Source organism: Kitasatospora purpeofusca, from assembly GCF_042691725.1.
In the GTDB taxonomy this organism is placed as follows: domain Bacteria; phylum Actinomycetota; class Actinomycetes; order Streptomycetales; family Streptomycetaceae; genus Kitasatospora; species Kitasatospora purpeofusca_B.
Window position 1 is genome coordinate 6,568,496 of the sequence record NZ_CP170483.1, and the last position, 23,990, is coordinate 6,592,485.

Consider the following 23,990-nt stretch of genomic DNA (forward strand, 5'->3'; position numbering starts at 1 on the left):
ATGGGCAAGGGCATCCGGTGGCGGTAGCCTTTCGGGGCGACCGAGGATCGCAACGCTGTGATCGCCAGGAAGCCGTAGGGAGGCCGCGATGGCGGCGGTCGCCCTTCGGGACGACCGAGGATCGTAATGCCGACGAGACCGGCATGCGGTGGGGGGAGTACACGTGGCGCTCGCCCTCCGGGGCGAGTGAGGATCGCAACTCTTCGGCACAGGCCACGGCGAGCGACAGCAGCGTCGCGTGGCGCTCGCCTTCCGGGGCGAGCGAGGATCGAAACCCGCCGTACCCGGTGGATTCAGGGGAGATGGCCAAGCGGCGGTCGTCCTCCGGGGCGGCCGAGGATCGCACACAATGATTGTGAAGACTCCCGACTATGACCCTGCCGCGGCGGTCGCCCTCCGGGACGATCGAGGATCGCAACACCTCACTCGGCGGCTTACTCAACCAGTTCGCCCAGAGTGGCGGTCATCCATCGGGACAATCGAGGATCGCAACATCAACAGCGGCGACATGTCGATACGCCACCTGGCTGGTGGCGGTCGTCCTTCGGGGCGTCCGAGGATCGCAACGACGCGGACACCATCTACACCAAGGGCGGCAACAGGTGGCGGTCGCCCTTCGGGGCGAGCGAGGATCTCAACGTCGGGGACTGGTCGGATAACTGGGGAAACAGCCGAGTGGCGCTTCCCCTCCGGGGCGACCGAGAATCGCAACGAGCACATGTACGTCGCGGTGAAGCTGGGCGACAACGAGTGGCGGTCGCCCTCCGGGGTGATCGAGAATCCAACCCTGGCTCCGCGCCGGCGACGGGCATGTCGTAGCCGTGGCGATCGCTCTCCTGAGCGGCTGAGAATCACAACCAGACCGGTTAGTGGAAGCTGGCCGAGGTATTGCACAATGGTGGTCGTCCTTCGGGGTAGCCGAGGATCGCAACGGCTGGTCACGGTGTTCTCCGGGGACGTAGTCGGGGTGGCGGTTGCCCTCTGGGGCGGCCGAGGATTGGCAACTCCACGACGCCGAGCGTCTGCCGGCCTCCGCGCCCGTGGCGGTCGCCTTCCGGGGGGACCGAGGATTGCAACCACTCCTGGAACCAGCGCCCGCCGGACAGGATCGCCGAGGCGGCCGCCACCCTACGGCGTCCGAGGATCGCAACAAGGGGACGTGAGAGGAGTGGGTCGAGGCCTTCGGAGCGGCGGTCGTCCACCGGGACGGCCGAGGATCGCAACTTCCCGGGTGTGCTGGAACACGGCGGCGACGACGAGTGGCGGTCGTTCTCTGGGACGATCGAGGATCGCAACTCCGGCACCTGGCTGTGGCCGTACCAGCCGCCCACGGGTGGCGGTCGCCCTCCGGGATGACCGAGGATCGCAACCCCGTGCCAGCGGTGAAGAGGATCAACGGCGTGACGTGGCGCCCGCCCTTCGGGGCGGCCGAGGGTCGCAACTTCACCGGTGCGGGCAGGGGTCGGGGAAGCCGTCCGCGGCGGTCGCCCTCTAGGACGACCGAGGATCGCAACAACTGCGACTTCTCCCCCAAGCCCGGCTGGGAGACGGGGCGGTCGCTCTTCGGGGCGAGCGAAGGTCACGACATCGTCTTGGTGGAGCGGGTCATCAGGGTCCGGATTGGGTGGCGGTGGCCCTTTGGGGCGGCCGAGGATCGCAACCTGGAAGCCGCAGTCTGACTCCGCGCCGGGTGGCACGTGGCGGTCGCCCTTCAGGACGACCGAGGATCGCAACCGCGGCACCGTGCCGCTGAACGACGAGATCGCCCAGGTGGCGGTCGCCCTCCGGGGCGGCCGAGGATCGCAACTGTGACGTGTCGCAGCCGGGCAACGTCGTCCACGGTCGTGGCGGTCGCCCTCCGGGAGGACCGAGGATCGCAACGAGGGTATCGGCTCCCTCCTGTCGGGCACCGGCGTCGTGGCGGTTGCCCTCCGGGACGACCGAGGATCGCAACCAGACAGTCAACACGGGTGTCATCTCGTTCGAGGAGGTGGCGGTCACCTTCCGGGACGACCGAGGATCGCAACACAGGGCGCCTCCGGTGAGGAACGCGAGTACGGGCGTGGCGGTCGCCCTCTGGAGCGGCCGAGGATCGCAACACCGAGGACGGTGTCGAGCACGAGTTCAGCGAGGAGGTGGCGGTCGTCCTCCGGGGCGACCGAGGATCGAAACCTCCAACGCTTGCGGGAGCGGTGTTGGACAGGCATGGTGGCGGTCGCCCTTCGGGGCGGCCGAGGATCGCAACTTGTGTGCAGGAACGTGCGCTCTTTGCAGGCCGTCGTGGCGTTCGCCTTCTGGGGCGACCGAGGGCTGCAACGCTGGGGCGGAGACGACGTCGGAGCCAGTGACGGTGTGTGGCGGTCTCTCTCCGGGGCGAACGCGTCACCGGTGGCCGCCACGAGGATTGTCATTCCCCTCTGGTTTGGCTGGTTGGGCTTGTATAGCGATCTGGTACGGGCCCGATCGCAGTCGTAACTCGTTGTCATGGCGGATGGATAGCCTTGTGGGTCATGCGTGACGAGCCTCTCTATGCCCACTCGCCCAATGGTGCAGGCCGGTGGCATCTGCTGGGTGATCATCTTCGTGGATCGGCTGAACTGGCTGCTCGGTTCGGTGCGGTGTTCGGTATGGCTGCCGCGGCTGAGTATCTGGCGTTGGTCCACGATGTGGGGAAGGGCGGGTGTGCGTGGCAGGACCGGTTGGTGGAGGTTGCCGGTACCGGTGGGACGGTCGGGATCGACCACAAGAGGGCAGGGGTCCGTCTTGCGGCGCAGTGTTTGCCGGGGCCTCTTGCCGGGGTGGTGGAGGGCCATCACGGGGGTTTGCGGTCCTGGGGTGAGATGCGTGCTCTGCTGAGGGAGTTGCGCGCGCGGCCCGGTGTTGTGGACGAGGCGATTCGCCGGGTCGCGGCGGAGGTTCCCGAGATTGAGTCTGCGGGGATCGCGGTGCCGCGGTGGCTGTCCGACCCTGATGGTGACAGCGGCCTTGCTGATGTCGACCTGACGGTCCGGATGCTGTTCAGCTGCGTCATCGACGCCGATCGCCTGGACACCCGCGCTCACCGCCTGGGCCGGGTTCCATATGTGCGCCCGGACGCGGACATGGCCGCTCTGGGCGAGCGGTTCGAGGAGGCCCGGAAGGCCATGCTCGCCGGCCGGATCCCGTCGCGGATCGACGGGATCCGAACGAGCATCTACGAGCAGGCTGTGGCCGCGGCGGACGGTGAACCGGGGATCTACCGGCTGCACGTGCCGACCGGTGGGGGAAAGACACTCGCTGGGGCTGGATTCGGGCTGCACCACGCCGTGCGCAACGGGCAGCGGCGGATTATCGTCGCGGTGCCGTTCATCAGCATCACCGAGCAGAATGCCTCCGTCTACCGGAAGATGCTCGGCGAGCGGGACGTCCTCGAACACCATTCCTCTGTCGATCTCGAGCGTGCGGGGTGGGCTCGGTTGGCGGCGGAGAACTGGGACGCGCCGTTCGTGATCACGACCACGGTGCAGCTGTTCGAGTCGCTCTTCAGTCGTTCGCCGTCGAGGATGCGCAAGCTCCACCGTCTCGCTGGTGCGGTGATCGTCCTGGACGAGGTCCAGGCGCTGCCGGACCGGCTGCTGGTTCCCATCCTGTCGGCGCTGCGGGGTCTGACCGAGCGGTTCGGTACGACGGTGCTGTTGTCGTCCGCGACCCAGCCCGAGTTCAGCAGCATCGACGGCACCGGGCACCGGCACGTCATCCCCGACCCGGCGCCGCTCTTCTCGGCCCTCGAACGCGTCCGTTACGAGTGGCGCGAGGACACCACACTGGCCGCCATGGCCAGCGAAGCCTCCCGGCACGAGCAGACGCTGATGATCGTCTCCACCACCCGCGACGCCAACACCGTCCACCAACAACTTCCCGCGGGTGCCCTGCACCTGTCCACCCGCATGACCTCGGGACACCGCCGGGAGACGATCGAGGAGATCCGCACGCTCCTGGCAGCCGGGCAGTGTGTCCGGGTCGTGTCCACGTCGCTGATCGAGGCCGGCGTCGACCTCGACTTCCCGATCGTCTTCCGCGCCTGGGCCCCACCGGAGAACCTCCAGCAAGCGGCCGGCCGCTGCAACCGCGAAGGCCACCTGCACCGCGGAACGGTCGTCGTCTTCAAAGCCCACGACAGCGGACGGATCCCGGACCCGTCGTACATGCTCTCCCTCGGCATCGCCGCCAACCGCTTCGGCGACGGCTCCGGCAAGGCTGACCCGGACGACCTCGCCGCACTCGCCCGCTACTCCAGGACGCGCTACCGGCTCCAGGGCCTCGCCAACCTCGGGGACCCGATCGAGGCGCTGCGCCGGGAACTCGACTTCCCCGCCGTTGCGGAGCAGTTCGTCATGATCGGCGAGAGCACGGCGAGCGTCGTCCATGTCCGGCCCGACCTGAAGCCCGAGGACCAGGCTGCGGCCCGTGCCGCCATCGACATGCTCCGCACGGGTCAGCCCTGCGGGCCCGAGACCCAGCGCGTCCTGCAGCCCCACATCGCCGGCATCCCCAGGGCCGAGGCGGACGCGGCGCTGGAAGCCGGCCACGCGAAGCTCATCGTCGACGACCTCCTCGAGTGGGTAGGCCCCTACCACCCACAGCGTGGAATCGAGCCGCCCAGCCGGTAGCGGTAGTTCGGCCGGCTGCCGCCCGCGACAACTGGCCTGCAGGAGAGAGCCATTGCCCACGTGCGCGGATGTTTCAGGCTCCTTCCCGGTCCTCAGCGTGCGGCGGACCGGCGGGCAGATCCCGGCCGGAGGGTGCGGGTTGGGTAGGCTCCCCAGCGTGGCGCCGCCTTCCCGCGAGGGGGCGGCGAGGATCGAAACACAGGCGTGCTGGTGTCTGTCCGCACGTTCGCGCCCCCGCCGGCCTGCCGGCGGGGGCGTCATTGTCAGTGACCTCTGATACACATTCGGCAACGGCAAGGGTCGTCGTAAACACGGCACCGTTGAGGCTGTCAAGCCCTCCCGGTAAACAGCTTCACAGGAGTGCTCGTGATGCTACGGTCCATGCCTGACACATCGTCACATTGCCCTGGAGGGGGTGATTACCTTGCCGAGCCATGCCCAGACGCGCTGGCCGGAGCCGCCGGTGACCGTCGAACTGTGGGGACCACTGGCCTGCTTCACGCGACCCGAACTGAAAGTCGAACGGGTCAGCTACCCCGTCATGACGCCCTCCGCGGCCGTCGGAGCACTCAGCGCCATCTTCTGGAAACCGGAAATGACCTACGTCATCCATTCGATCGAGGTCCTCACCCCGATCGAATGGATCAGCATCCGACGCAACGAGGTCAAGTCCGTCATCACCGCACCACGCATCAAAGCCCTGCGCACGGACCACAGGGAGCGCTACGACGTCGAGCACGACCGCGACCAGCGCAACACCGTCGCGCTGCGCGACGTCGCCTACCGCGTGAACACCCAGATCGTCCCGACCCGCAACGCCAAGGCACCGGCCGCCAAATACCGCGAGCAGCTGCGCCGCCGCACCGAACGCGGCGGATGCTTCTCACAGCCCTTCCTCGGATGCCGCGAGTTCTCCGCGAGTTTTGGCCCGCGCGGAGCATGGCCCGACAGCCCCAACGGCTCGAAGGCCGGCCCTATCGAACGCACCGAGGAACTCGGCGTGATGCTGCACTCGATCAGGTACGGCGACCGCGGCCAGGAGACCTACCACTGGTTCCGCGCCAGCCTGGACAACGGCGTGCTCCACGTTCCGCGACACCCCCTGGGCGACGACGAAGTCCACATGCCCGCCGGCTCCTGGCGAACCGGAGCCTGACCATGCTGCTGCAACGCCTCACCGAACGCGTCGCCCACCAGGAACAGTCCTACACGAAACCCGCGACGATCAAATGGGCCGTGCTCCTCGACGGCGACCACACGCAGATCCAGGACCTGCGCGTACCCAAGGGCCAGCCCGCGCTGCGCCTGGACGTGCCGACCTCCACCCGCACGGTAGCCATCGCACCCTGCCTGCTCGCCGACAACGCCCAGTACGTCTTCGGCGTACCGAAGGCCGACCCCAGGACTGGGGAAGTCAAGGAGAAGGACGCCGTCCGGGCCGCGAAGTGCCGCACGGCCTTCGCCGAACTCGCCCGGCAGTGGGCGGCAGCCAACCCCGGCGACCCCACCGCGCAGGCCGTCGTCCGCTTCCTCGACACCGTCACGAAGGCTCCGGAGGACATGGCCGCCGGCGACCTGGTTGCCATCAGCGTCGACGGACAGTGGGCGCACCAGCAGGCGAGCGCACGGCAGTTCTGGGCGGACAAGGTCAGCGACACCAAAGGAGCCGGCAATACCGGCCTGTGCCTCGTCTGCGGACACCAACGCCCGCTGCTCGCCACCGTGCCGGTCTCGATCGCCATGGGCGCCATCCCCGCCAAGCAGGCCAAGAGCACCCAGCTCGTCAGCGTCAACACCGCTGCACAAGGCCGCGCCGGTATCACTGCCGGACTCGCCGCCACCCCGCTGTGCGAGACGTGCGGGACGGCCGCCACCACCTCACTCGGCGAACTCCTCGCTGACCCGAAACACCGCAGACGCGCCGACACCGCGGTGACGGTCTGGTGGACCCGCGAACCCGTCAAGCGCAACCACTTCGGCAACCTGGACGACCCGCAACCCGAGGACGTCGCCAACCTCATCGGGAAGATCTTCAAACCGGGCACCGGGACCACCGAATACTCCGCCGACGTCAACAAGTTCTACTCCGCCACCCTCGGCGCGAACGCCTCACGCGGCGTCGTACGAAACTGGATCGACGTCCCCCTGCCGGTCATCGAGGACTGCCTCGGCCGCTGGTTCCGCGACCACCAGTACCTCGACCCCTGGTCACCCCACACCACCCAGGACCCCCTAGACCCGGACAGCGACCCGCGCTACCAGGTCTACCCACTGTGGCGACTCACCCTCGCCTGCGCCCGATGGGTCAAGACCGAGAAGAAGTACCACCCCAAGACCATCCCCGAAGGCCTCGACGAAGCCCTCCTCCACAGCGCCCTCCGCGGCACACCACCCCCCGCCTGGATGCTCCCCCGACTCCTCGCCCGCATCCGCGCCGACCGCCGCATCGACGGCCCCCGCACCGCCCTCCTCCGCCTCGCCCTCACCCGCCACCACACCCAGGAGCACGGCATGCCCGGCCTCGACCCCACCGCCAACGACCCCGCCTACATGTGCGGCCGCCTCTTCGCCACCCTCGCTGCCGTCCAACGCCGCGCCGCAAAAGAAGCCGGACGCAAAGTCAACGCCACCATCACCGACAAATACTTCGGCACCGCCATGAGCAGCCCCGCCACCGTCTTCGCCAACCTCCGCGCCGGCGCCGAAAACCACCTCCGCATCATCCGCCGCCACAACAAGCAACCCACCGCCAACGCCCTCGAAGCCCGAATGCGCGACATCTACCACCACCTCAACGACGTCCCCCTGCTGCTCACCGTCCCCGAGCAGGGCCGCTTCGTCCTCGGCTACGAGCACCAGCGCGCCGCCGACATCACCGCCGCACTCGCCCACAAGGCCGCCAAGGAGAAGGCGGCAGAGACGGCAGAGCCCCAGCCCGTCGAGGCCGGCGCGCTCTTCGACGTCTCGGACCTCATCGAAACCGCCCAGGCCGACGCCGAAACCGCCTGACCACCCCACCGACCGGAAAGCGAGAACACGCCATGACCATCCCCGCCCACCTCGACCCCGCGCGCAAGCACGACTTCGTGTTCCTCTTCGACATCGTCGACGGCAACCCCAACGGGGACCCCGACAACGGCGGCGCCCCCCGCACCGACCCCATCACCATGCAGGGCTACGTCACCGACGTCGCCCTCAAGCGGAAGATCCGCAACACCGTCGCCCTCCTGAACGCCGGCCGCCCCGGCTACGACATCTACGTGGAAGCAGGCGTCGCCCTCAACGCCCAGCACGAGCGCGCTTATGACACCGGCAACGCGGTCAACGAGTCCGAAGCCCGCGACTGGATGTGCCAGACGTTCTACGACGTCCGCATGATGGGCGCGGTTATGACCACCGGCAAGAACCGCGACCGGACCGCCGGCCGCGTCCAGGGACCCCTGCAGCTCACATTCAGCAGGTCCATCGACCCTGTCACCACGATCGAAGTACCCATCACCCGCGTCACCCCGACCCGAGTTGAGGACCTGGCCACAAAGCAGACCGAGATGGGCACCAAGAACATCGTCCCCTACGGCCTCTACAGGGGCGCCGGCCACTTCTCGGCCCCGCTCGCGGCCAAGACTGGTGTCACCAGCGACGACCTCCAAGCCCTCTGGCAAGCCTTCGAGATGATGCTCGAACACGACCGCGCAGCCGCTCGCGCCTCCATGGCCCTCCGAGGGCTCTGGGTCTTCAGCCACTCCGACGCCTACGGCCAGATCCCCGCCCACAAGCTCCTCGACCGCGTGCAGGTCACCCCGCTCGGCCACACCGCAGCCCGCTCGTATTCCGATTACAAGGTCACCATCGACACACACGTCCCGGAAGGAGTCAGCCTTACCGCACTGGTGGACTAGCCAGCCCCCACGGGGCCCCAGGCAGCTACCTCGTAACTTGAGAATTCAATAGTGGACCGCGTTCGGGCCACGGCCAAGCCATTGCCCTCTCGGGGCGCCGAGGATCGCAGCAACCAGCGAACCAACACCGGCAGGTTCGGGCTCTTGGCCGTCGTCCTCCGGGGGTGGCCGAGGATCGCAACAGCACGCTGCCGCTCTACACCGGCGCACCCGCCCTGTGGTGGTCGCCTCCCTGGGTGGCCGAGGATCGCAACGACGACACGCTGATCGACCGGCTCTCTGCGGTGACGGTGGCAGTCGCCCTCCGAGGCGATCGAGTATTGCAACCATTCGGCACCGCGAGTCAGCACACCGACTGTGTGATAGCGGCCGCCCTTCCGGGCGGCCGAGGATCGTAACCAAGCGGTTGAGATGCGGGTGCTGGCCGCGCTGGCGCGGTTGCCCTCCGCGGCGGCCCAGGATCGCAACAAGAACAGGAACCACCATGCGGCAGCTCGCGCCGACGTGGTGGTCGCCCTCCGGGGCGGCCGAGGATCGCAACCTCGCGCCCGACATCGACCCGTACGCCGACCCGGTGTGGCGGTCGCCCTCCGGGGCGGCCGAGGATCGCAACGACGGGGCCCCACGCGGTCTACAGGGCCGAGAGCTGGTGGCGGTCGCCTTCCGCGGCGGCCGAGGATCGTACCCCCGCCGCCCGGGCGGGGCGCGCCGGAGCGACGTGGCGGTCGCTCTCCGGGGCGGCCGAGGACCGCAACATCTGCACCGCCCGCCATCGTCGGTTCCATGACGCCGTGGCGGTCGCCCTCCGGGGCGGCCGAGGATCGCAACCTGCTAATCACGATGGCGGAGGCGTCTTCCGGCTACGTGGCGGTCGCTCTCCGGGGCGGCCGAGGATCACAACTTCCGCAAGTGGTGGCCGCTCCTGCTGGTCATCCTCGGTAGCGGTCGCCCTCCCGGGCGGCCGAGGATCGCAACACCGACTGGCGCCAGCTGTCGACAACGACCGACGCGGTGGCGGTCGTCCTCCGGGGCGGCCGAGGATCGCAACCCCGAGGACACCGTTCAGAACAGCGGCGGCGAGTCGTGGCGGTTGCCTTTCGGGGCGGTCGAGGATTGCAATAAGCGGGCCCGCACCGCCAACCGCTGAGGCACAGCCGACCTACGCAGCGCGGCACAGGCCCCGAGGGGTCCGCTCAAACCCGGCATCAGCGCGGTCCAGCGCAGCGGCCAGGGCAACGACAGCGTCGTCGGCGGAGTCCTTAAGGAGGTGGCCGTAGAGATCGACGGTGATGGCGAGGTTGGAGTGGCGCAGGGTCTTGGAGACGACGGCGAGCGGGATGCCGGCGGCGATCATGATGCTGGCGGCGGTGTGGCGCAGGTCGTGCAGGCCGATCTTGGGGAGGTCGAGTTCAGCGGTGCGTTCGCGGAGCTGGTCGAGGACCCACTGGGGGCGCAGTGGGTCACCGTCCGGGCGGGCGAAGACCAGGCCCTCCAGCCGGCCGTGGGGATGGGCGGCCATCTGGAGGGCGGCCTGGCGGTGGAGGGCGGCCATGACTCTGGGGGAGAGGCTGATCCAGGCGCGGCTGGCTTCGGTTTTGGGCTCGCTGAGGTGGATCTTCCCGTTGTTCACGGCGGTCAGGGTCCAGCGGACGTAGAGCTGCCGGTCCATGAGGTGGACGTCGGACCAGTGCAGGGCGAGGATCTCGCCGCGGCGCATGCCGGTGCCGAGCATGACCTCGAACAGGTCGGTGAGCCGGTCGGCGTAGTGCTCGGTGTTGTGCCGCAGGAACGCGGCGGCTTGGTCGGGGGTCCAGCAGACGCGTACGGCGGCGCGGGGCTTGGCGGGTACGGAGTGCTTGGCCGGGTTGTAGCGCAGCCGCCAGGAGCGCACCGCGTGGTTCAGGGCGTTGCGCAGCATGGCCACTGCGTGGTGGACGGTGGTGCGCCCGCGGCCTGACGCGAGCTGCGTGCTCACCCAGGCGTCGATGTGCTTGGGACGCAAGTCGACGAGCAGCATGCCGCCGAACGCGGGAACCAGGTCACGCTCGATGCACGCCTGGTAGCCCGTCCAGGTGTTGGGGGCCAGCGCCGGCCGCTTCGCCTCCAGCCACTCGTACAGGAACAGCCCGACCCGCAGCGTCCGGTCCTCGTACACACCCCGGTACTCGGCATCCAGCACCCGCGCCATCTCTCGGGCCGCCTCCGCCCGGCTCGTGAACCCGCCGCGCCGCCGGGTCCGGCGCCTGCCGTCCTCCGGCGCCAGGTCCACCGCGTACGTCCACCGCCCGTGCGCGAGGTCGGCGGCCAGCCGCGGACACCACGAACCCAGCTGCTTCCCGCTGGTGCCGTCCGTGCACCCGCACCTGCGGTACACCCGACCGCGCTTGGGACGCTGTGCCATGGGCTCCTCCTCGAATCAAGCGGTGGTGGTGTGTCCAGAGTTGCGGGAGTGGTGGGTGTGGCGGCAGAGCGTGCGGGGCGGGGCGTGGAGCACGGGCAAGATCGACTGGCCGGGACACGCGCTGGCGACACGCCGTGAGGGTGATCACGGTGTGCGGATGGTGGGTAGGGCAGCTTGATCGCGCAGGATCGGCCCGCACCGGTTCGGTGCCGCGAGGAGTGGCCACGGCCCGGGAGGAGGCGGTCTGCCGGTCGGCCGTGGGTTGTTGGGTTCGTACAACCCGGAGAACGCGCGGTGCGCGGCGCCGAGCCTCGGACCGGTCTTCGGAGTGAGCAATGGTGGGCGTCGGGAATTCCTGCGAGGCCACACGGAATTGGCGAGAGTGGGATTTCTGGTGACCATTCTATGGCTGGCGTTCGGCCTGGGCCGGATTGATTTCTCCCGGCGCTCCTTGGCTTCTGTCCGGTGGCCCTTTAAGCGATCTGCCCGAATCACTGGATTGACGGCCGGAGTAGCGCTACCCTGGAGACATGAATGCCACCCGGACCCTCCGTCAAGCCCCTGACCTGGGGACCAGCTGGGGACCACACGTCATTCGCGCCGCCGCGCGAGGTGCGCGAAACATGCTCGTCTGCACGCGCACGACGTGCGCGTGGACGCATTTTGAGGGGTAATAGGATATCCCTACTAAACTGGGGGTCAAGGGGTCGCAGGTTCAAATCCTGTCGTCCCGACCAGCGTTTTCGCAGGTCGGAGGCCGTTTCCACCAAATGGTGGGGGCGGCCTTTCTGTTGTTCCGTCATCCGGTGGTCGCAGTGTGGTCCCGACGGGTCGGTTTGGTCGACTTTTGGCGACGCTGTGTCGCCTTTTGCGCCTGGCGGGTGGTCAGCCGCGGTGTGTGGGGGCTGCGGGGGATTCGGGTGGCGTGGTGGCCGTACAGGGCGGTGTGGTCGGCGTTGTCGAGGGCGTGGTTGATGGCGTCGACGGCTTCGCGGACGGCCTGGATGGTCAGGTAGTGGTAGACGTCGACCGTGGTCGAGAAGGTGGAGTGCCGCAGCGTCTTGGAGACGATCGGCAGCGGCACGTGCTCGTCCACGGCCAGGGCGCAGGCCAGGTGGCGCAGGTCGCGGACGCCGATGATGGGGACACCGGCTTCGCGGCAGAGGCGGTGGAAGCGGCGCAGGATGTAGGAGGGGTGGAGCGGGCGGCCGTGGCGGTGGAAGACCAGGCCGTGTCCGGGGGTGGGGTTGGGGCCGCGGAAGGTGTTGGGGGCGAGGCGGTGGGCGATCGCTGCGGTGGCGCGGTCGGGTAGGGCGACCCAGCTGCGGCTGGAGCGGGTCTTGGGTTCGGTGAGGACGAGTTCGTTGTTGTCGATGGCTGAGAGAGTCCAGCGGATGTACATGAAGCGCTTGTCGAGGTAGGCGTCGTCTTCGTGGAGGGCGAGGGCCTCGCCTTTGCGGATGCCGGAGCCGATGAGGAGTCCGGTGAGGTCGGCGATCAGGGGGTCTGCGCCGTGGGCGTGGCGCAGGAAGGTGGCCGCGTGGTCGACGGTCCACTCGACTCGGTCGGCGCGGCGGGGTCGGCGGATGACCAGGGGGCGGCCGACGTTGTGGCGTAGGCGGCCGGCCCGGACCGCGTCGCCGAGCGCGCTGGAGAGCGTGCACAGCATGCGGTGGACGGTGACCTTGCCGCGGCCGTGGGCGAGCCGGCGGTCGGCGAAGGCGCGGATGTGGGGCCTGCGGAAGTCATCGAGGCGGATGCTACGGAAGGCGGGGATGAGGTCGTCGTAGACGTACCTGCGGTAGTGGGAGGCGGTGGTGGGCTTCAGCTCGGTCTGTTTGGCGTGGAACCAGTCGTCGAGGTAGTCGGCGACGCTCTGGTCGGGGTCGCGGGCGATGCCGGTGCGCTCGCCGTCGAGGTATCGGTGCAGGGCCTTCTTCGCGGCCTTCCTCTTGACGTAGCCGCCACGGGGGATGGTGTGGCGCCTGCCGTCGATGGCGGTGTGGCTGTCGACGGCGAAGGTCCAGGTGCCGTGGTGGGGGTCGGTGGCGAGGGGGGCAGCGGGTCGAACGAGGCGGTTCCGGTCCCTCGATGCCGATCACGGCCTGACAGTCACACCACCCGCTTTACGAACGGAGCAACACGGCTCCCACTCGCCTTGCCCGAGTGGCTCCCGTTCGCGAGGCGAAGGAGTCGCCGGTTCGATGCGCTTGCCTTCGTCGATCTGCACTACGTCGAACCTGTCGACGACCCCGCAGGTCCTCCCCGCACCCGCGGGGTCAGCCCGCACGAGGCGGCCCCGGCACGGGCGATGCCGTGCCGGGGCCGCCGTGGTACTGGGCTGGGGTCAGATCCGGACCCGGTTCGCCGGGGCCGTGCCGGCGGCGATGCGGTCACGATGTAGTCGGCTTTGCCGGCGCCGTCCCAGTCGGCGAACCGCACGTTCGCCGCGGGTGCCATGCCCGCCGCGATCTGCCCGTACGGGATCCACGCGCCCCGGCCGTCCTGGTTGATCTAGAAGGCTCTTGAAGATCTTGCTGTTGGAGGGGCTGTCCCGGTTGGGGACGGCCCCTCCTGTGCTATGTGGTGGTGGGGGCGAGGGGCCAGGTGTGGTCGGTGTGGGTGAGGCCGAGGTTGATCAGTCGGCGGAGGTTGAGGGCTGCGGCGCGGTTGTGGAGCCAGGTGTTGTTCTTCAGGACGCCTCGGTAGGGGGCTTCGCGGTTGCCCCGGGCGGTGAGCCAGGCCATGGCGCGTTCGACGGGCGGGCGCCAACGCCTGTATTCGGCTTTCCAGTTCGGGTCGGCGGCCTGCCGGCGGGCGGCTTTGAGGCGGTCGTAGTGGGAGTGGACCTGGAAGGTGCGGCCGGTCTTGGAGCGGGTGCACTGCTCTTGCAGGGGGCAGTGGTGGCAGAGCTTCTTGAACTGGGCGGTGCGGGCGCCTGTCGGGTCGGGCCGGCCGAGGGCCTTGGTGCGGCCGGCGGTTTCGAGGGCTTCGCGCAGGTCGCCGGTGCCGTAGGCGGTGTCGCCGAGGACGGTCAGGTCCTCGCTCTCGTCTGCGAGGAGGACCTCGGCCACGGCTGCCTCGTGGTTCTCCTTTCCGCTTCCGGCGGTGAGTTCGACCTCGGTGAGCAGGCCGGTCTCGGGTTCGAAGGCGCCATGGGCGCGGAAGCCGTCCTGGTGGCGGGTCCGGTTCTTGTGGATGTGGCGGGCCTGCGGGGCGACGGTGGAGACCATCCGGTCGTGGGCGGTGCCGCGGGCGATGCGCCAGCGCCCGTCGCGCCCGTCAGAGTCGTCGGCGACCTCGACGTCCTGGCCGGCGACCAGGGCCGGCAGCCCGACCGCGTCCGCGGCCTTCTCGTCCAGCTGCCGCTCGGGCAGGCGGCCGAGCAGGTTGAGCGCGTCGGTGACCAGGGCGTCCACGAGTGCGGCGCGGGCCTGTTCGTCGTTCCAGGCGATGCGGGGCTTGCCGGGGTCGGTGTAGTCGTGCACGGTGCACCAGGCGGTGGCGGTCTTCTCGCCGCCGGGCGCGTCCCGGATGACCCGGCGGATCGCGGCGACGAGCTGGGTGACGGTGTCCTGGGTGGCGACCGCGTCGTCCAGCACTGTGGAGTCCAGGGCCCGGCGGTGCTTGCCCTTGAGGACGCCGGTGGCCGCGATGACTTCCTTGACCTTGGTGAACAGCCGGTTCTAGGCCTTCACCGAGTGCTCGTCGTCGATCACGATGTAGTCGGCCTTGCCGTCGCCGTCGAAGTCGGCGGACCGGACCTGGCTGCCGGAGACGACACCGGCCGCCACGGTTCCCATAGCCTGCCAGCCGCCGCCGCCCGGCGCGCCCGTATCGCCGGGCATGTCGGTGCCCCGGTTCAGCCAGGCCTGCATGTTCCTGCGGGTGCTGTTCCTCAGCGATGGCCCCGACACCGTGGAACGACGGCTGTGCGCGGAGACCCGGGCCATGTGAGCGGTCCGCGCCGGCTCGAACGGCGGCGGTACGGCGACGGGTCCCACCGACCGGTGGGACCCCTGCGCGTGGGTGGGTCAGCCCGCTGCCCCCGCCGTCGGCCGGACGGCGACCGCGTCGATCTCGAAGAGCATCCCCGGCAGGGCGAGCGAGGCGACCCCGCTGAGCGTCTGCGCGGGCAGCCGGTCGCCCCAGGCCCCGGCCAGGGCCTTGCCGAGGACGGCCAGCTTCTCCGGGTCGTGGTCGACGATGTACGAGCCGAGCCGGACCACGTGCTCGAAGCCGAGGCCGACCCCGGCGAGCGCGGTGCGCAGGTTGGCGAGGGCGAGCTCCGCCTGGGCGGCGAAGTCGCCGGGCACGACCTGACCGCTGGCGTCGGAGGCGTACTGGCCGCCGATGAACACCGGTTCGCCGGGCGCGGAGGCGGCGTGGCTGTAGCCGAACGGCGTCGGGTCGTGCAGGCCGGGCGGGTTGGTGATGGTGCGGCTGTCGGTCACGGGGTTCCTTCCCTGGTGTCGGGCTGAGCTCGGTGCCGGGCGGTCTACGGCTCGGACCGGGCGGCTTCCTCCCGGGCGTCGCGCCAACTCGGCGACTCCAGGAAGTGGTTGTCGAAGAGGTCCTGCTTGGCGAGCAGTTCCTCGACCGTCGCCTCGCCCGCGCGGATCCGCTCCAGCAGGCGGAAGTAGTCGAAGCGCTCCACCCCGGGGGTGATCACGATCAGCAGGTCCGCCCCGGAGTCCGGCGCCGCCGCGAAGGCATGCGGCAGATGGGGCGGCACCACCACGAGGTCGCCGCTCTGGGCGGTGACCACCTCGTTCCCGACCAGCACCTGGGCCGAGCCGTCGACGACGAAGAACAGCTCAGAGGAGCCCCCGTGGTAGTGCGGAGTGGCGCCGTCCTTGCCGCGCCCCAGCGTGACGCGCAGGGTGCTCACGGCGCCGCCGGTGGCGCTGGAGTCCGCCAGCAGCCGCCCCTTGCCGCCGAGCATTCCGACGGTCTCGGCTTCGTCGCCCCGCACCACCACGGCTTCCGGTCCGATCAACGTCATTGGCCTCTCCCCACAGCGAGCGTTCCGATAGTTCGATGACTGATAGTACTACGTCTAACTATCTCCCATCGAATAACATGCCCCCATGGATCACGTGGACGTCATGCTCGACCAGTGGAGCCGGGAGCGCCCGGACCTCGACCTGGCGGCGGTCGGCACCGTCGGCCGCCTCGGCCGCTTCGCACTGCTCGCGGGCCGGGCTGTCGAAGAGGTTTTCAAGCAACACGGCCTCCAGCGCGGCGAGTTCGACGTTCTCGCCACCCTGCGCCGCTCCGGCGCGCCGTACGAACTGATGCCCTCCGAACTCGCCGCGCTGCTGCTGATGTCGCGGGCCGGCATGACCAGCCGGATCGACCGGCTGGAATCGGCGGGCCTGGTGGAACGCAGCACCGACCCGGCGGACCGGCGCAGCGTCCGCATCGCCCTCACCGCGGCCGGACGCGCCCTCGTGGACGCCGCCTTCACCGACCACGCGGCCAACGAGACCGCGCTGCTCTCCGCCCTCTCGGGCGAGGAACGGGTCACCCTGGACGGGCTCCTGCGCAAACTGCTCGCCGACGTCGAGGGCGCGGAGAGCCCGGCGCCCTGACAGCCCCGCCCGACGCCCCTGCCCGAGGTCCAGCCTGCAGGTGCCGATAGATCATCCGTCCAGGTCACGGACTTGATCGTGATCTCCGACTGTCCCCGGCGCTCGCCCGGTGTCCTCACCCGCACAGGGCACCAGCGGCATCATGGTCTGTCGTGCTGCTGCGCCTGGCCTACCTCGCCATCACCTCGGCAGGATCGGGCAGCACCTCGTCCACATCAACGCACTCCTCGCCGAAGTGCTCGACCAAATAGCCCTTGCCCACCAACTCCGTGACCAGCCGGGCGAACTCGAGCCGCACCGCGACCGGGCGCGCGGCAGGAACGGTGCTGGTGGCCGCCTTGCGCTGTGGCCCGTAGGGGCGTGGCTCGGTGAACTGCCGGATCTCGGACGCCCGGTCGACCAGCTCACGGAACCACGAGCGAAGCCCGTCCCCACGCGCCGGGGTCCGGCTGGCCCCAGGGGTCGTCGCTCCTGGGTACCTCGGCAGGCAGGTCGTCGAAGTCCGAGCAGGCGCTTCCGCTCTGGAACGCCTCGGTGAGCAGCCGCTGCGCCCTGGACGTCCAGTCCCGTCGCCCGGACGCCGCGATGTGGTTGCCCTCGGCGGCGAAGAGGTCGGCGGGCCATGCCAGTTCGTAGTTGTTGACGTCTATCACGGGGATCCCTCCGTGCCGGAGTCCGCCGGTCAAGCGATCTACGTGCCGGCTGCACGGGGAGGATACGGGCGGACCCGGACAGAGTGGTGGGAATTCCCCGGCTCACGGTTGGCCTATGCGGTGGGGGCGGGGTTCAGGTCCGACATGCATGGAGACTCCTCGCCTCCTGGATGCCGATCCGGTGCGGCTTCACCGGACCGGCGAGGGGCTCCGGCCGGGGCCAACTTGCTACGCGGCCAGCGGCAGGTCGTCGTCGCCACGGGGGACGGCTCGGATCTGGCGTGTCTGGGCCCGGTCGAGGGCGGAGGCGAGCGCCTGGACGGCCTGGTCGGCGGAGTCCTTGAGGAGGTGGCCGTAGAGGTTGATGGTGGTGGCGAGGGTGGAGTGGCGCAGGGTCTTGGACGCGACGGCGACGGGGATGTCGGCGGCGATCATGATGTGGGGGTTTGGCGGGGTTGCGGGCCAGTCGGCCGTAGTGGACGGCGCTGGACAGGGCGCTGGAGAGGGGATTCGGTAGACGGTGACCTGGCCGCGGCCCCGGCGCAGTTGGGCGGTGACGAACGCGCTTAGGTGCTGGCGGGTGAGGTCGATCAGGGGGAGGGCTTCGATGTTGTCGGTTTCCAGGATGACCTGGGCGGGGCCGTGTCCGGAGGCCTCGGCGGTGACCTCGGCCGCGGCGGCGAGCCAGTGCGCCGCGGCAACGGCGGCCGCGGTGGGGTCGACGGCGGAGTAGAGCTCCGCCGGCCCGAACGGGTCCTGTTCCAGGAGGCGGTCGGCGGCGGCGACCTGGGCGGGGGAGGCGTCCTCCGGGTTGAGGAGGACGGCCTGTTGGGCGCGACCGGTCAGGGCACCGAGCTCGGCGCTCTCGGCGGCGGCGGCCTCGGTGGCGGCCACGGCGAGCACGGCCTTCGTGAGGTCAGGGTCGTCGAGGTGGTGAAGGGCCCGTCCGGCGCGGTTGGAGGTTCGGATCGGCGATCGCGTCCGCGACCTCGCCGGAGTGCTTGCGCTCCTCCTCACGGCGCCGGAGAGGCCCCGCCGCCGCCTCAGCCGTCGGCCGGGTGGAGCACCATGCTCGCCGCGAGCACCGCGAGCGCGATCGTGCACGCCGCTGCCGTCAGCGCGCCGCGCAGGGACAGTGGACGCGGCTGCGACGCCCCCATCCCGAGCACGCGTCGATGAGCCGTGCGCAGGAAGCCCAGCCAGGTGAGGGCGATCAGCGAAACCACCGGCAGCGGGACCTGTTTGACCGCCAGCAGCGCCGCCACCGTGTACGAGAGCGTCGTTCGCCGCCAGGCCAGCCGGGTGCGCTCGGGCTGGAGTCCGGGGTCCCGTCCCACCGTCGTCACGGACCCTCCCAGCCGAAGAGGACCACCACCACCATCGTCACGGCCACGGTCGCCACGCCCAGGCCGAGCACCGTCGGGAACCGCGAGACCGGAAGGTCCTTCCCGAGCCGCATCGCCCGTTCGCACCGCACCCAGTGGTTGACCGCCCGCAGTGCGCACAGCACCCCGGCGGCCAGGAGCGCGAGCGCCAGTCCGGCGCGGACGCCCCGGGCCAGCTCCGGCAGGAACTGGTCGACGGCGAACCCGCCGCCGATCAGCGCCAGCGCCGTCCGGATCCAGGCGAGGAAGGTGCGCTCATTGGCCAGCGAGAACCGGTAGTCGGGGGTGTCCCCCTCGTCGTGGATGCCCTGCGGCGCGAACCACAGCCGCAGGGTCCGTATGCGTTCGTTCATGGGGAGACCGTGCGGAAACCGGCGTTGGCCATGGACGAATCGGGGGTGTTCGAGGTTCGGGCCGCGTTGCGGTAGCGGTTGCAGTAGCTGTCGTGGCAGAGGAAGGACCCGCCTCGCATGACCCTCGGCGCATGGGGCGCCGGGCCGGCCGGGCCGGTGGGATCGTGCACGGTCCCCGCCGCGAGGTCCCGGGTGTAGGTGTCCACGGCCCACGCGTCGGCGCACCATTCCCAGACGTTGCCGACGGTCTGCCAGAGTCCGTAGGCGTTGGGGGAATACGTGCGCACGGGTGCCGTGGTGAGGAAGCCGTCGTCCATCGTGTTCTCCGCGGGGAAGGCGCCCTGCCAGATGTTCAGCCGCCAGCCCGTGCGTTCGCCCTCCTGCGCGCCGAGGTCGTCGCCCCAGGGGTAGCGCCTGCCGTCGAGTCCGCCGCGCGAGGCCGCCTCCCACTGGGCTTCGGTGGGCAGGGCGCGGCCGGCCCAGGCGCAGTAGGCCTGGGCGTCGTTCCAGGAGATGTGGACCACGGGGTGCTCGTCCAGCCCCTCGATTGACGATCTCGGGCCGCCCGGGTGGCGCCAGTCCGCGCCCCGGACACCGCGCCACCACGGGGTCTGCGGCGGCTGCCCGAGGATGTCGCGGGGGTCGGCGGCGAGTGCGAGGTGGAAGACGGCGGAGAAGCCGAAGGTCTCCGCTTCGGTGCGGTACCCGGTCGCGGCCGCGAACTTCGCCCAGTCGGCGTTGGTGACGCTGGTCGTGTCGATGTCGAAGGCGGTGAGCGACACCGGGTGGACGGGGGTCTCGCCGTCGGCCGGTGCGCCGTCGCCGTGGGCGTCGCCCATCCGGAAGGTCTGCGCGGGGATGTGCGCCTGCGGGACGGTGTGCGCGGACGGCCCCGCCGGCCTCGGGTGCCCGGACAGGAGCGGGGGGACGGCGGGCCCGGTGGCGCGCTGGGGGGCGCAGCAGCCGGTGCGGTGCTCGGGTCGGTCCATGGTGCTTCCTTGCGGGGGGTGTGGGCCGCGACCGTGCCCGAGCCGGGTCGACGGCTCGGGCACGGTCGCGGCCCGGAAGGGGCGATCAGCGCTTGAACGCGGCCAGGAGCGGTGCGGGGTCGAACACGGCGGCGTCCGGCGTGTACTCGTCGTCGAGCAGCAGCCGCAGGTAGCGCCCGGCGCTGCTGAGGTACTCGCCGCCCGAGGTCGCGGCCGCGTCGACGACCTCCCGGTACGGGCGCACCCGGTCGAGGTCGAGGTAGGTGAGCGCGTTGACCGCCTCCAGGCGGGCCCACGGGGTGCCCTCCGACGCCGCCACACGGGCGAGGGCCTGGTAGGCGGCTTCGTCGCCGGTCAGTCGGGCGAGGGCCTCCGCGGCGGGAACGACGACGGACGGCTCGGGGTCGGCGAGGGCGGTGCGGAGCGGGGCCGCCGCGTCGGGGACACCGGGGGTGAGCCGGAGGATGCCGATGGCGGCCCAGCGGCGCACGGTCGCGTCGTCGTCGCCGAGGGCGGTCAGCAGGTCCGGGAGTACGGAGCTGTCGCGCTCCAGCCCGCGGTCGGCGAGGTCGAGGATCCGCTCCAGGGGGTAGGCGCCGGGGGCCCGGCTCGCGTCCCAGCCGAGGAGCGGCGAGTCCTCGGGCAGGAAGCCGTTGTCGTGGCCGGCGAGGATGTGCTCGCGCAGCGCCTGCCGCAGCTGGGCCTCGACCTCGGCGAACTCGGGGCGCCCGGCCAGGTTCTCGACCTCGTCCGGGTCGGCGTCCACGTCGTACAGCTCGACCGGCTCGGCGGGCAGCCACCACCGCTCCTGCTCGGGGGTCAGCCGCCCGGCGGTGTGCTCCGCCTCCCAGGAGCGGAAGCCGGCCGCGTTCCAGGCGAAGGCCTGGTGCTGGATCACCGGGCGGTGCGGCGTGTAGTTGCGCAGGTAGCGGAAGCGGCGGCTGCGGACGGTGCGCACCAGGCTGAAGCGCTCGTCCATCCGGCCGCGCTCGCCGAACGCGAGCGCGGGCCCGGTCGGCTCGGTCAGTGGCCGCTGCGCCATCTGCGGGGGGACGGGGAGGCCGGCGAGGGCGAGCAGGGTCGGGGCGACGGACAGCGTCGAGACCGGGTCGGGGTGCCGCGATCCGGCGGGTGCCGGCCGCTCGGCGAGCCGGGGCGGGGCGGACACCAGCAGCGGCACGTGCAGGCCCTCGTCGTAGAGGTACCGCTTGCTCCTCGGGGTGACGCCGCCGTGGTCGGAGGTGAGGAGCACGACGGTGTCCTCGGCGAGGCCGTCCTCGGCCAGTTGGCCGAGCAGGCCGGCGACGAACGCGTCCAGCCGGGCGACAGCGCTGTAGTAGCGGGAGAAGTCCGACCGCACCTCGGGGGTGTCCGGCAGGTAGCGGGGCAGGCGGATCGCTTCGAGCGGGACGGCGGGCGTCAGCGGCTCGCCGAACACCGCGGACGATCCGATCGCGCGCGCGAGCGGGGAGTTCTCGTCGAAGACCGACGACTCGTGCGTCGGGTCGTAGTTGAACACGGCGAGGAACGGTGCTCCGGCGGGCCGGTTTCGCCAGTGCGCCGTCCGGGAGGACTCGTCCCAGATCGCGTTCGCGTCCACGTCGAGGTTGTAGTCGGTCTTCGCGTTGTTGGTGCAGTAGTACCCGGCGTCGCGGAAGAGCTCGGGGTAGGTCGCCATCCAGTCCGGGCGGGCGGCGACGGCGCGCATCCGGTCGGCGGGCGAGTGGCTCTCGGGCGCGATTCCGGTGAGCAGGGCGAAGCGCGACGGCGCGCACACCGGGGCCGGGGAGTAGGCGCGCTCGTAGAGCACCCCGCGCGAGGCGAGGGCGTCGATGGCCGGCGTCACGGCGTGCGCGTCGCCGTAGCAGCCGAACCAGGGCGGGCAGTCCTCCGAGACGATCCAGAGGATGTTCGGCCGTTCCGCGACAGTTCCCATGACGGGCCTCCTATATCTACCGACTGCTCGGTAGATATAGCAGGTCGGACAGGGATCGCGCTACGGCTCCGCCCGAAGGTGCCGGGTGGCCTGCTCGAAAGCGTCGATCAGGTCCATCGCGGGCCGGTGGAGCACCTGGAGCTGCAGGCCGTCCATCAGGGCGATCAGCGCCGTGGCGGCGGCCCCGGGGTCGACGCCGGCGGCGATCCGGCCCCGCTCCACCTCCGAGCGCAGCTGTTCGGCGAAGTGGGCGTGCATGTCCTCGTAGCGGCGGAGGAAGTGCTCGTGGGCCGGATGCTCCGGATCGGTCGCCTCCGCGGCCAGGGTCACGAAGAGCCGCATGAAGCCGGGGTCATCGCGGTTGCGCTCCAGCACGAAGCGGCAGGCCCCGAGCGTGCCCTCCGCCGCGATCGCCTCGTCGAGCTTGGCCTGGGTGAGCGCGTTGCGCTGCTCCAGGGTCGTCAGGAGGAGCTGCTCCTTGGTGGGGAAGTAGTGCAGCAGGCCCTGGATGGTCAGGCCGACCTCGTCGGCGACGGCCTTGAGGGAGCCCTGCCGGTAGCCCTGCTGGCCGAAGACGGCGATGGCCGCCTCGACGATCTGGGCGCGGCGGCGTTCCGGCGAGGTGCGCGGTGCGCGGGTCCTCGGGCGAGCGGTGGGTGCGACATCCGTCATATCCGAATCGTAGTGCCGCGACCATTGTGCTACCTACCGAGTGCTCGGTATATATACCGGACGCCCTCGGGCCGATGAGGGCAAAGCAGGAGAAAGGTCGCACCGCCATGGACAACGAGAGATCCGTCGCTCCGGTGGACGTACCGGCCGGCGCAGCCGCCGGCCCCGCCACCGCCGCCGAAGCGTCCGGCGCGGAGCGCGAGCACCACCCCGGAAAGCTCGTCTCGGCGGGATTCCAGGCCTCGCTGTTCCTCGCGTTCCTCGGCGTGTGGACCGCCCTGCTGCCCGCGACCGGCATCACCCTGGCGCTGCGGGTGAACCAGATCGATCCCGACGGGAAGGCGGCCGGCCTCTCGCTCGTGCTCGGCGTCGGCGCGTTCGTCGCCCTCGTCGCGCAGAACGTGTTCGGAGTGCTGAGCGACCGCACCACCAGCCGGTTCGGGATGCGCAAGCCCTGGATCGCCTCCGGCATGGTCACCGGCGCCGCCAGCCTGCTGCTCCTCGCCTCGGCCGACAGCATCCCGCTGCTCGTGCTCGCCTGGGCGCTGACGCAGCTGACCTTCAACGCCCTGATCGCCGGCCTCAACCCGGTCATCCCCGACCAGGTGCCGAAGCGTCAACTCGGCCGCGTCTCCGGGCTGATGGGCATCACCCAGGTGCTCGCCGGGGTCGGCGGCGCCCTCCTCGCGCAGCTGTTCCTGCCCAATCTGACGGCCGCCATGCTGATCCCCGGGCTGTTCATGCTGGTCTTCGTCACGGTGTTCCTGCGCGTCCTGAAGGATCGCCGGGCCAAGCGCGAGGACCTGCCGCCGTTCAGCCTGCTGACCCTGCTCAAGGCGTTCTGGACGAGTCCGCGCGAAGCCCCCGACTTCGCGCTGGCCTGGATCTCCCGGCTGATGGTCATGTTCGGCAACATGACGCTGGCGAACTACCAGCTGTTCTTCCTGCTCGACCGGTTCGGCTACACCGAGGACAACGTCGGCCCCGCGGTGCTGCTCCTCACGGTCATCAACGCGGTCACGGCGATCCCCACCAGCATCGTCTTCGGGCGGATCTCCGACCGCCTGGGCCGCCGGAAGATCTTCGTGCTGGTCTCCGCGGTCGTCCTCTCGGTCGCCCACATCGTCGCCGGCTTCGCACCGAACTTCGCGACCTTCGTCGCCTCCTCGGTGATCGCCGGCTTCGCGATGGGCGCCTATCTGTCGGTCGACCAGGCGCTGGTCGCGGAGGTGCTGCCCTCCCGCACGGACGTGGCCAAGGACATGGCCGTGCTGCACCTCGCGAACGTGCTGCCGCAGACGCTGGTGCCGGTCACCGCGCCGCTGTTCCTGATGATCGGCGGCGGGTCGAGCAACTACCCCGCGCTGTTCCTCGGCGGCGCCGTCATCGCCATCGTCGGCGCCATCGCGAACCAGTTCATCCGATCCGTCCGCTGAGCCGGTACCGGACGGAACCACGA

General features: G+C 70.4%; 20 protein-coding genes and 1 pseudogene. 6 read left to right on the forward strand and 15 right to left on the reverse strand.

What is annotated here, in order from left to right; translation table 11 throughout:
• Nucleotides 1–2,510 precede the first annotated feature (2,510 nt).
• The 4 genes from ACFCLZ_RS28385 to cas7c all read left to right on the forward strand — a co-directional run bounded on the left by ACFCLZ_RS28385 (nt 2,511) and on the right by cas7c (nt 8,548).
• Entirely contained in the window at nt 2,511–4,649 is a 2,139-nt protein-coding gene (locus tag ACFCLZ_RS28385; protein WP_380280507.1) for a CRISPR-associated endonuclease Cas3'', read from the forward strand.
• A 463-nt stretch (nt 4,650–5,112) separates the two neighbouring features.
• Nucleotides 5,113–5,805 (forward strand): type I-C CRISPR-associated protein Cas5c, encoded by a 693-nt coding sequence (gene cas5c / locus ACFCLZ_RS28390; protein ID WP_380280509.1) that lies wholly within the window; start codon nt 5,113–5,115, stop codon nt 5,803–5,805.
• A 2-nt stretch (nt 5,806–5,807) separates the two neighbouring features.
• Nucleotides 5,808–7,658: a type I-C CRISPR-associated protein Cas8c/Csd1 gene (cas8c, locus tag ACFCLZ_RS28395; RefSeq protein ID WP_380280511.1), complete on the forward strand. Its 1,851-nt coding sequence runs from the start codon at nt 5,808–5,810 to the stop codon at nt 7,656–7,658.
• 32 nt (nt 7,659–7,690) lie between these two features.
• On the forward strand, nt 7,691–8,548 hold the full coding sequence (gene cas7c, locus ACFCLZ_RS28400) for a type I-C CRISPR-associated protein Cas7/Csd2 (protein ID WP_380280513.1): 858 nt from the start codon (nt 7,691–7,693) through the stop codon (nt 8,546–8,548).
• 1,159 nt (nt 8,549–9,707) lie between these two features.
• On the opposite strand, the gene ACFCLZ_RS28405 is transcribed toward cas7c, so the two are convergent.
• From ACFCLZ_RS28405 to ACFCLZ_RS28435, 7 genes and pseudogenes are all read right to left on the reverse strand, one after another.
• Nucleotides 9,708–10,949, reverse strand: coding sequence for a tyrosine-type recombinase/integrase (locus tag ACFCLZ_RS28405; RefSeq protein ID WP_380280515.1), 1,242 nt, complete (start codon nt 10,947–10,949; stop codon nt 9,708–9,710).
• 799 nt (nt 10,950–11,748) lie between these two features.
• Complete coding sequence (locus tag ACFCLZ_RS28410) at nt 11,749–12,618, reverse strand: tyrosine-type recombinase/integrase (RefSeq protein ID WP_380280517.1); 870 nt, start codon at nt 12,616–12,618, stop codon at nt 11,749–11,751.
• Nucleotides 12,619–12,720: 102 nt separating this feature from the next.
• Nucleotides 12,721–12,945: pseudogene (locus ACFCLZ_RS28415) on the reverse strand (hypothetical protein); the annotation flags it as partial.
• A 583-nt stretch (nt 12,946–13,528) separates the two neighbouring features.
• The gene (locus ACFCLZ_RS28420) at nt 13,529–14,551 is read right to left on the reverse strand and encodes a transposase (RefSeq protein WP_380280519.1); all 1,023 of its coding nucleotides are present in this window, start codon (nt 14,549–14,551) and stop codon (nt 13,529–13,531) included.
• A gap of 84 nt (nt 14,552–14,635) precedes the next feature.
• Nucleotides 14,636–14,827 carry a hypothetical protein gene (locus tag ACFCLZ_RS28425; RefSeq protein WP_380280521.1) on the reverse strand — a complete coding sequence of 64 codons (192 nt, stop codon included), beginning with the start codon at nt 14,825–14,827 and terminating at the stop codon, nt 14,636–14,638.
• A gap of 156 nt (nt 14,828–14,983) precedes the next feature.
• Nucleotides 14,984–15,403: a RidA family protein gene (locus ACFCLZ_RS28430; protein ID WP_380280523.1), complete on the reverse strand. Its 420-nt coding sequence runs from the start codon at nt 15,401–15,403 to the stop codon at nt 14,984–14,986.
• A 44-nt stretch (nt 15,404–15,447) separates the two neighbouring features.
• Nucleotides 15,448–15,954 carry a cupin domain-containing protein gene (locus tag ACFCLZ_RS28435; protein WP_380280525.1) on the reverse strand — a complete coding sequence of 169 codons (507 nt, stop codon included), beginning with the start codon at nt 15,952–15,954 and terminating at the stop codon, nt 15,448–15,450.
• Nucleotides 15,955–16,039: 85 nt separating this feature from the next.
• Between ACFCLZ_RS28435 and ACFCLZ_RS28440 the strand changes: the two genes are divergently transcribed.
• Nucleotides 16,040–16,543 (forward strand): MarR family winged helix-turn-helix transcriptional regulator, encoded by a 504-nt coding sequence (locus tag ACFCLZ_RS28440; protein WP_380280527.1) that lies wholly within the window; start codon nt 16,040–16,042, stop codon nt 16,541–16,543.
• 169 nt (nt 16,544–16,712) lie between these two features.
• On the opposite strand, the gene ACFCLZ_RS28445 is transcribed toward ACFCLZ_RS28440, so the two are convergent.
• The 8 genes from ACFCLZ_RS28445 to ACFCLZ_RS28480 form a co-directional block, all read right to left on the reverse strand.
• Nucleotides 16,713–16,841 carry a hypothetical protein gene (locus tag ACFCLZ_RS28445; protein ID WP_380280529.1) on the reverse strand — a complete coding sequence of 43 codons (129 nt, stop codon included), beginning with the start codon at nt 16,839–16,841 and terminating at the stop codon, nt 16,713–16,715.
• Nucleotides 16,842–16,947: 106 nt separating this feature from the next.
• Entirely contained in the window at nt 16,948–17,196 is a 249-nt protein-coding gene (locus ACFCLZ_RS28450) for a hypothetical protein (protein WP_380280531.1), read from the reverse strand.
• A 228-nt stretch (nt 17,197–17,424) separates the two neighbouring features.
• The gene (locus ACFCLZ_RS28455) at nt 17,425–18,090 is read right to left on the reverse strand and encodes a hypothetical protein (protein ID WP_380280532.1); all 666 of its coding nucleotides are present in this window, start codon (nt 18,088–18,090) and stop codon (nt 17,425–17,427) included.
• Between the two features lie 149 nt (nt 18,091–18,239).
• Nucleotides 18,240–18,542 carry a DUF202 domain-containing protein gene (locus ACFCLZ_RS28460; RefSeq protein WP_380280534.1) on the reverse strand — a complete coding sequence of 101 codons (303 nt, stop codon included), beginning with the start codon at nt 18,540–18,542 and terminating at the stop codon, nt 18,240–18,242.
• A complete protein-coding gene (locus ACFCLZ_RS28465) occupies nt 18,539–18,934 on the reverse strand; it encodes a YidH family protein (protein ID WP_380280536.1) in 396 nt (131 codons plus the stop codon). The genes ACFCLZ_RS28460 and ACFCLZ_RS28465 overlap by 4 nt, the downstream gene beginning before the upstream one ends.
• Nucleotides 18,931–19,923 carry a formylglycine-generating enzyme family protein gene (locus ACFCLZ_RS28470; RefSeq protein WP_380280538.1) on the reverse strand — a complete coding sequence of 331 codons (993 nt, stop codon included), beginning with the start codon at nt 19,921–19,923 and terminating at the stop codon, nt 18,931–18,933. The genes ACFCLZ_RS28465 and ACFCLZ_RS28470 overlap by 4 nt, the downstream gene beginning before the upstream one ends.
• 85 nt (nt 19,924–20,008) lie before the next feature.
• Nucleotides 20,009–21,859 (reverse strand): sulfatase-like hydrolase/transferase, encoded by a 1,851-nt coding sequence (locus ACFCLZ_RS28475; RefSeq protein WP_380280539.1) that lies wholly within the window; start codon nt 21,857–21,859, stop codon nt 20,009–20,011.
• 60 nt (nt 21,860–21,919) lie between these two features.
• Nucleotides 21,920–22,531: a TetR/AcrR family transcriptional regulator gene (locus ACFCLZ_RS28480; RefSeq protein WP_380280541.1), complete on the reverse strand. Its 612-nt coding sequence runs from the start codon at nt 22,529–22,531 to the stop codon at nt 21,920–21,922.
• A gap of 107 nt (nt 22,532–22,638) precedes the next feature.
• Here ACFCLZ_RS28480 and ACFCLZ_RS28485 point away from each other — a divergent pair, with 107 nt between their 5' ends.
• The gene (locus ACFCLZ_RS28485) at nt 22,639–23,967 is read left to right on the forward strand and encodes an MFS transporter (protein ID WP_380280543.1); all 1,329 of its coding nucleotides are present in this window, start codon (nt 22,639–22,641) and stop codon (nt 23,965–23,967) included.
• The last annotated feature ends 23 nt before the right edge of the window (nt 23,968–23,990 follow it).

Excerpts from the sequence above, each read along its gene's own strand:
- ACFCLZ_RS28385 (WP_380280507.1), top strand. The coding sequence starts at position 2,511 with ATGCGTGACGAGCCTCTCTATGCCCACTCGCCCAATGGTGCAGGCCGG.
- cas8c (WP_380280511.1), top strand. The coding sequence starts at position 5,808 with ATGCTGCTGCAACGCCTCACCGAACGCGTCGCCCACCAGGAACAGTCC.
- cas7c (WP_380280513.1), top strand. The coding sequence starts at position 7,691 with ATGACCATCCCCGCCCACCTCGACCCCGCGCGCAAGCACGACTTCGTG.
- ACFCLZ_RS28405 (WP_380280515.1), bottom strand. The coding sequence starts at position 10,949 with ATGGCACAGCGTCCCAAGCGCGGTCGGGTGTACCGCAGGTGCGGGTGC.
- ACFCLZ_RS28410 (WP_380280517.1), bottom strand. The coding sequence starts at position 12,618 with ATGCTGTGCACGCTCTCCAGCGCGCTCGGCGACGCGGTCCGGGCCGGC.
- ACFCLZ_RS28425 (WP_380280521.1), bottom strand. The coding sequence starts at position 14,827 with ATGCAGGCCTGGCTGAACCGGGGCACCGACATGCCCGGCGATACGGGC.
- ACFCLZ_RS28435 (WP_380280525.1), bottom strand. The coding sequence starts at position 15,954 with ATGACGTTGATCGGACCGGAAGCCGTGGTGGTGCGGGGCGACGAAGCC.
- ACFCLZ_RS28440 (WP_380280527.1), top strand. The coding sequence starts at position 16,040 with ATGGATCACGTGGACGTCATGCTCGACCAGTGGAGCCGGGAGCGCCCG.
- ACFCLZ_RS28465 (WP_380280536.1), bottom strand. The coding sequence starts at position 18,934 with ATGAACGAACGCATACGGACCCTGCGGCTGTGGTTCGCGCCGCAGGGC.
- ACFCLZ_RS28470 (WP_380280538.1), bottom strand. The coding sequence starts at position 19,923 with ATGGACCGACCCGAGCACCGCACCGGCTGCTGCGCCCCCCAGCGCGCC.
- ACFCLZ_RS28475 (WP_380280539.1), bottom strand. The coding sequence starts at position 21,859 with ATGGGAACTGTCGCGGAACGGCCGAACATCCTCTGGATCGTCTCGGAG.
- ACFCLZ_RS28480 (WP_380280541.1), bottom strand. The coding sequence starts at position 22,531 with ATGACGGATGTCGCACCCACCGCTCGCCCGAGGACCCGCGCACCGCGC.
- ACFCLZ_RS28485 (WP_380280543.1), top strand. The coding sequence starts at position 22,639 with ATGGACAACGAGAGATCCGTCGCTCCGGTGGACGTACCGGCCGGCGCA.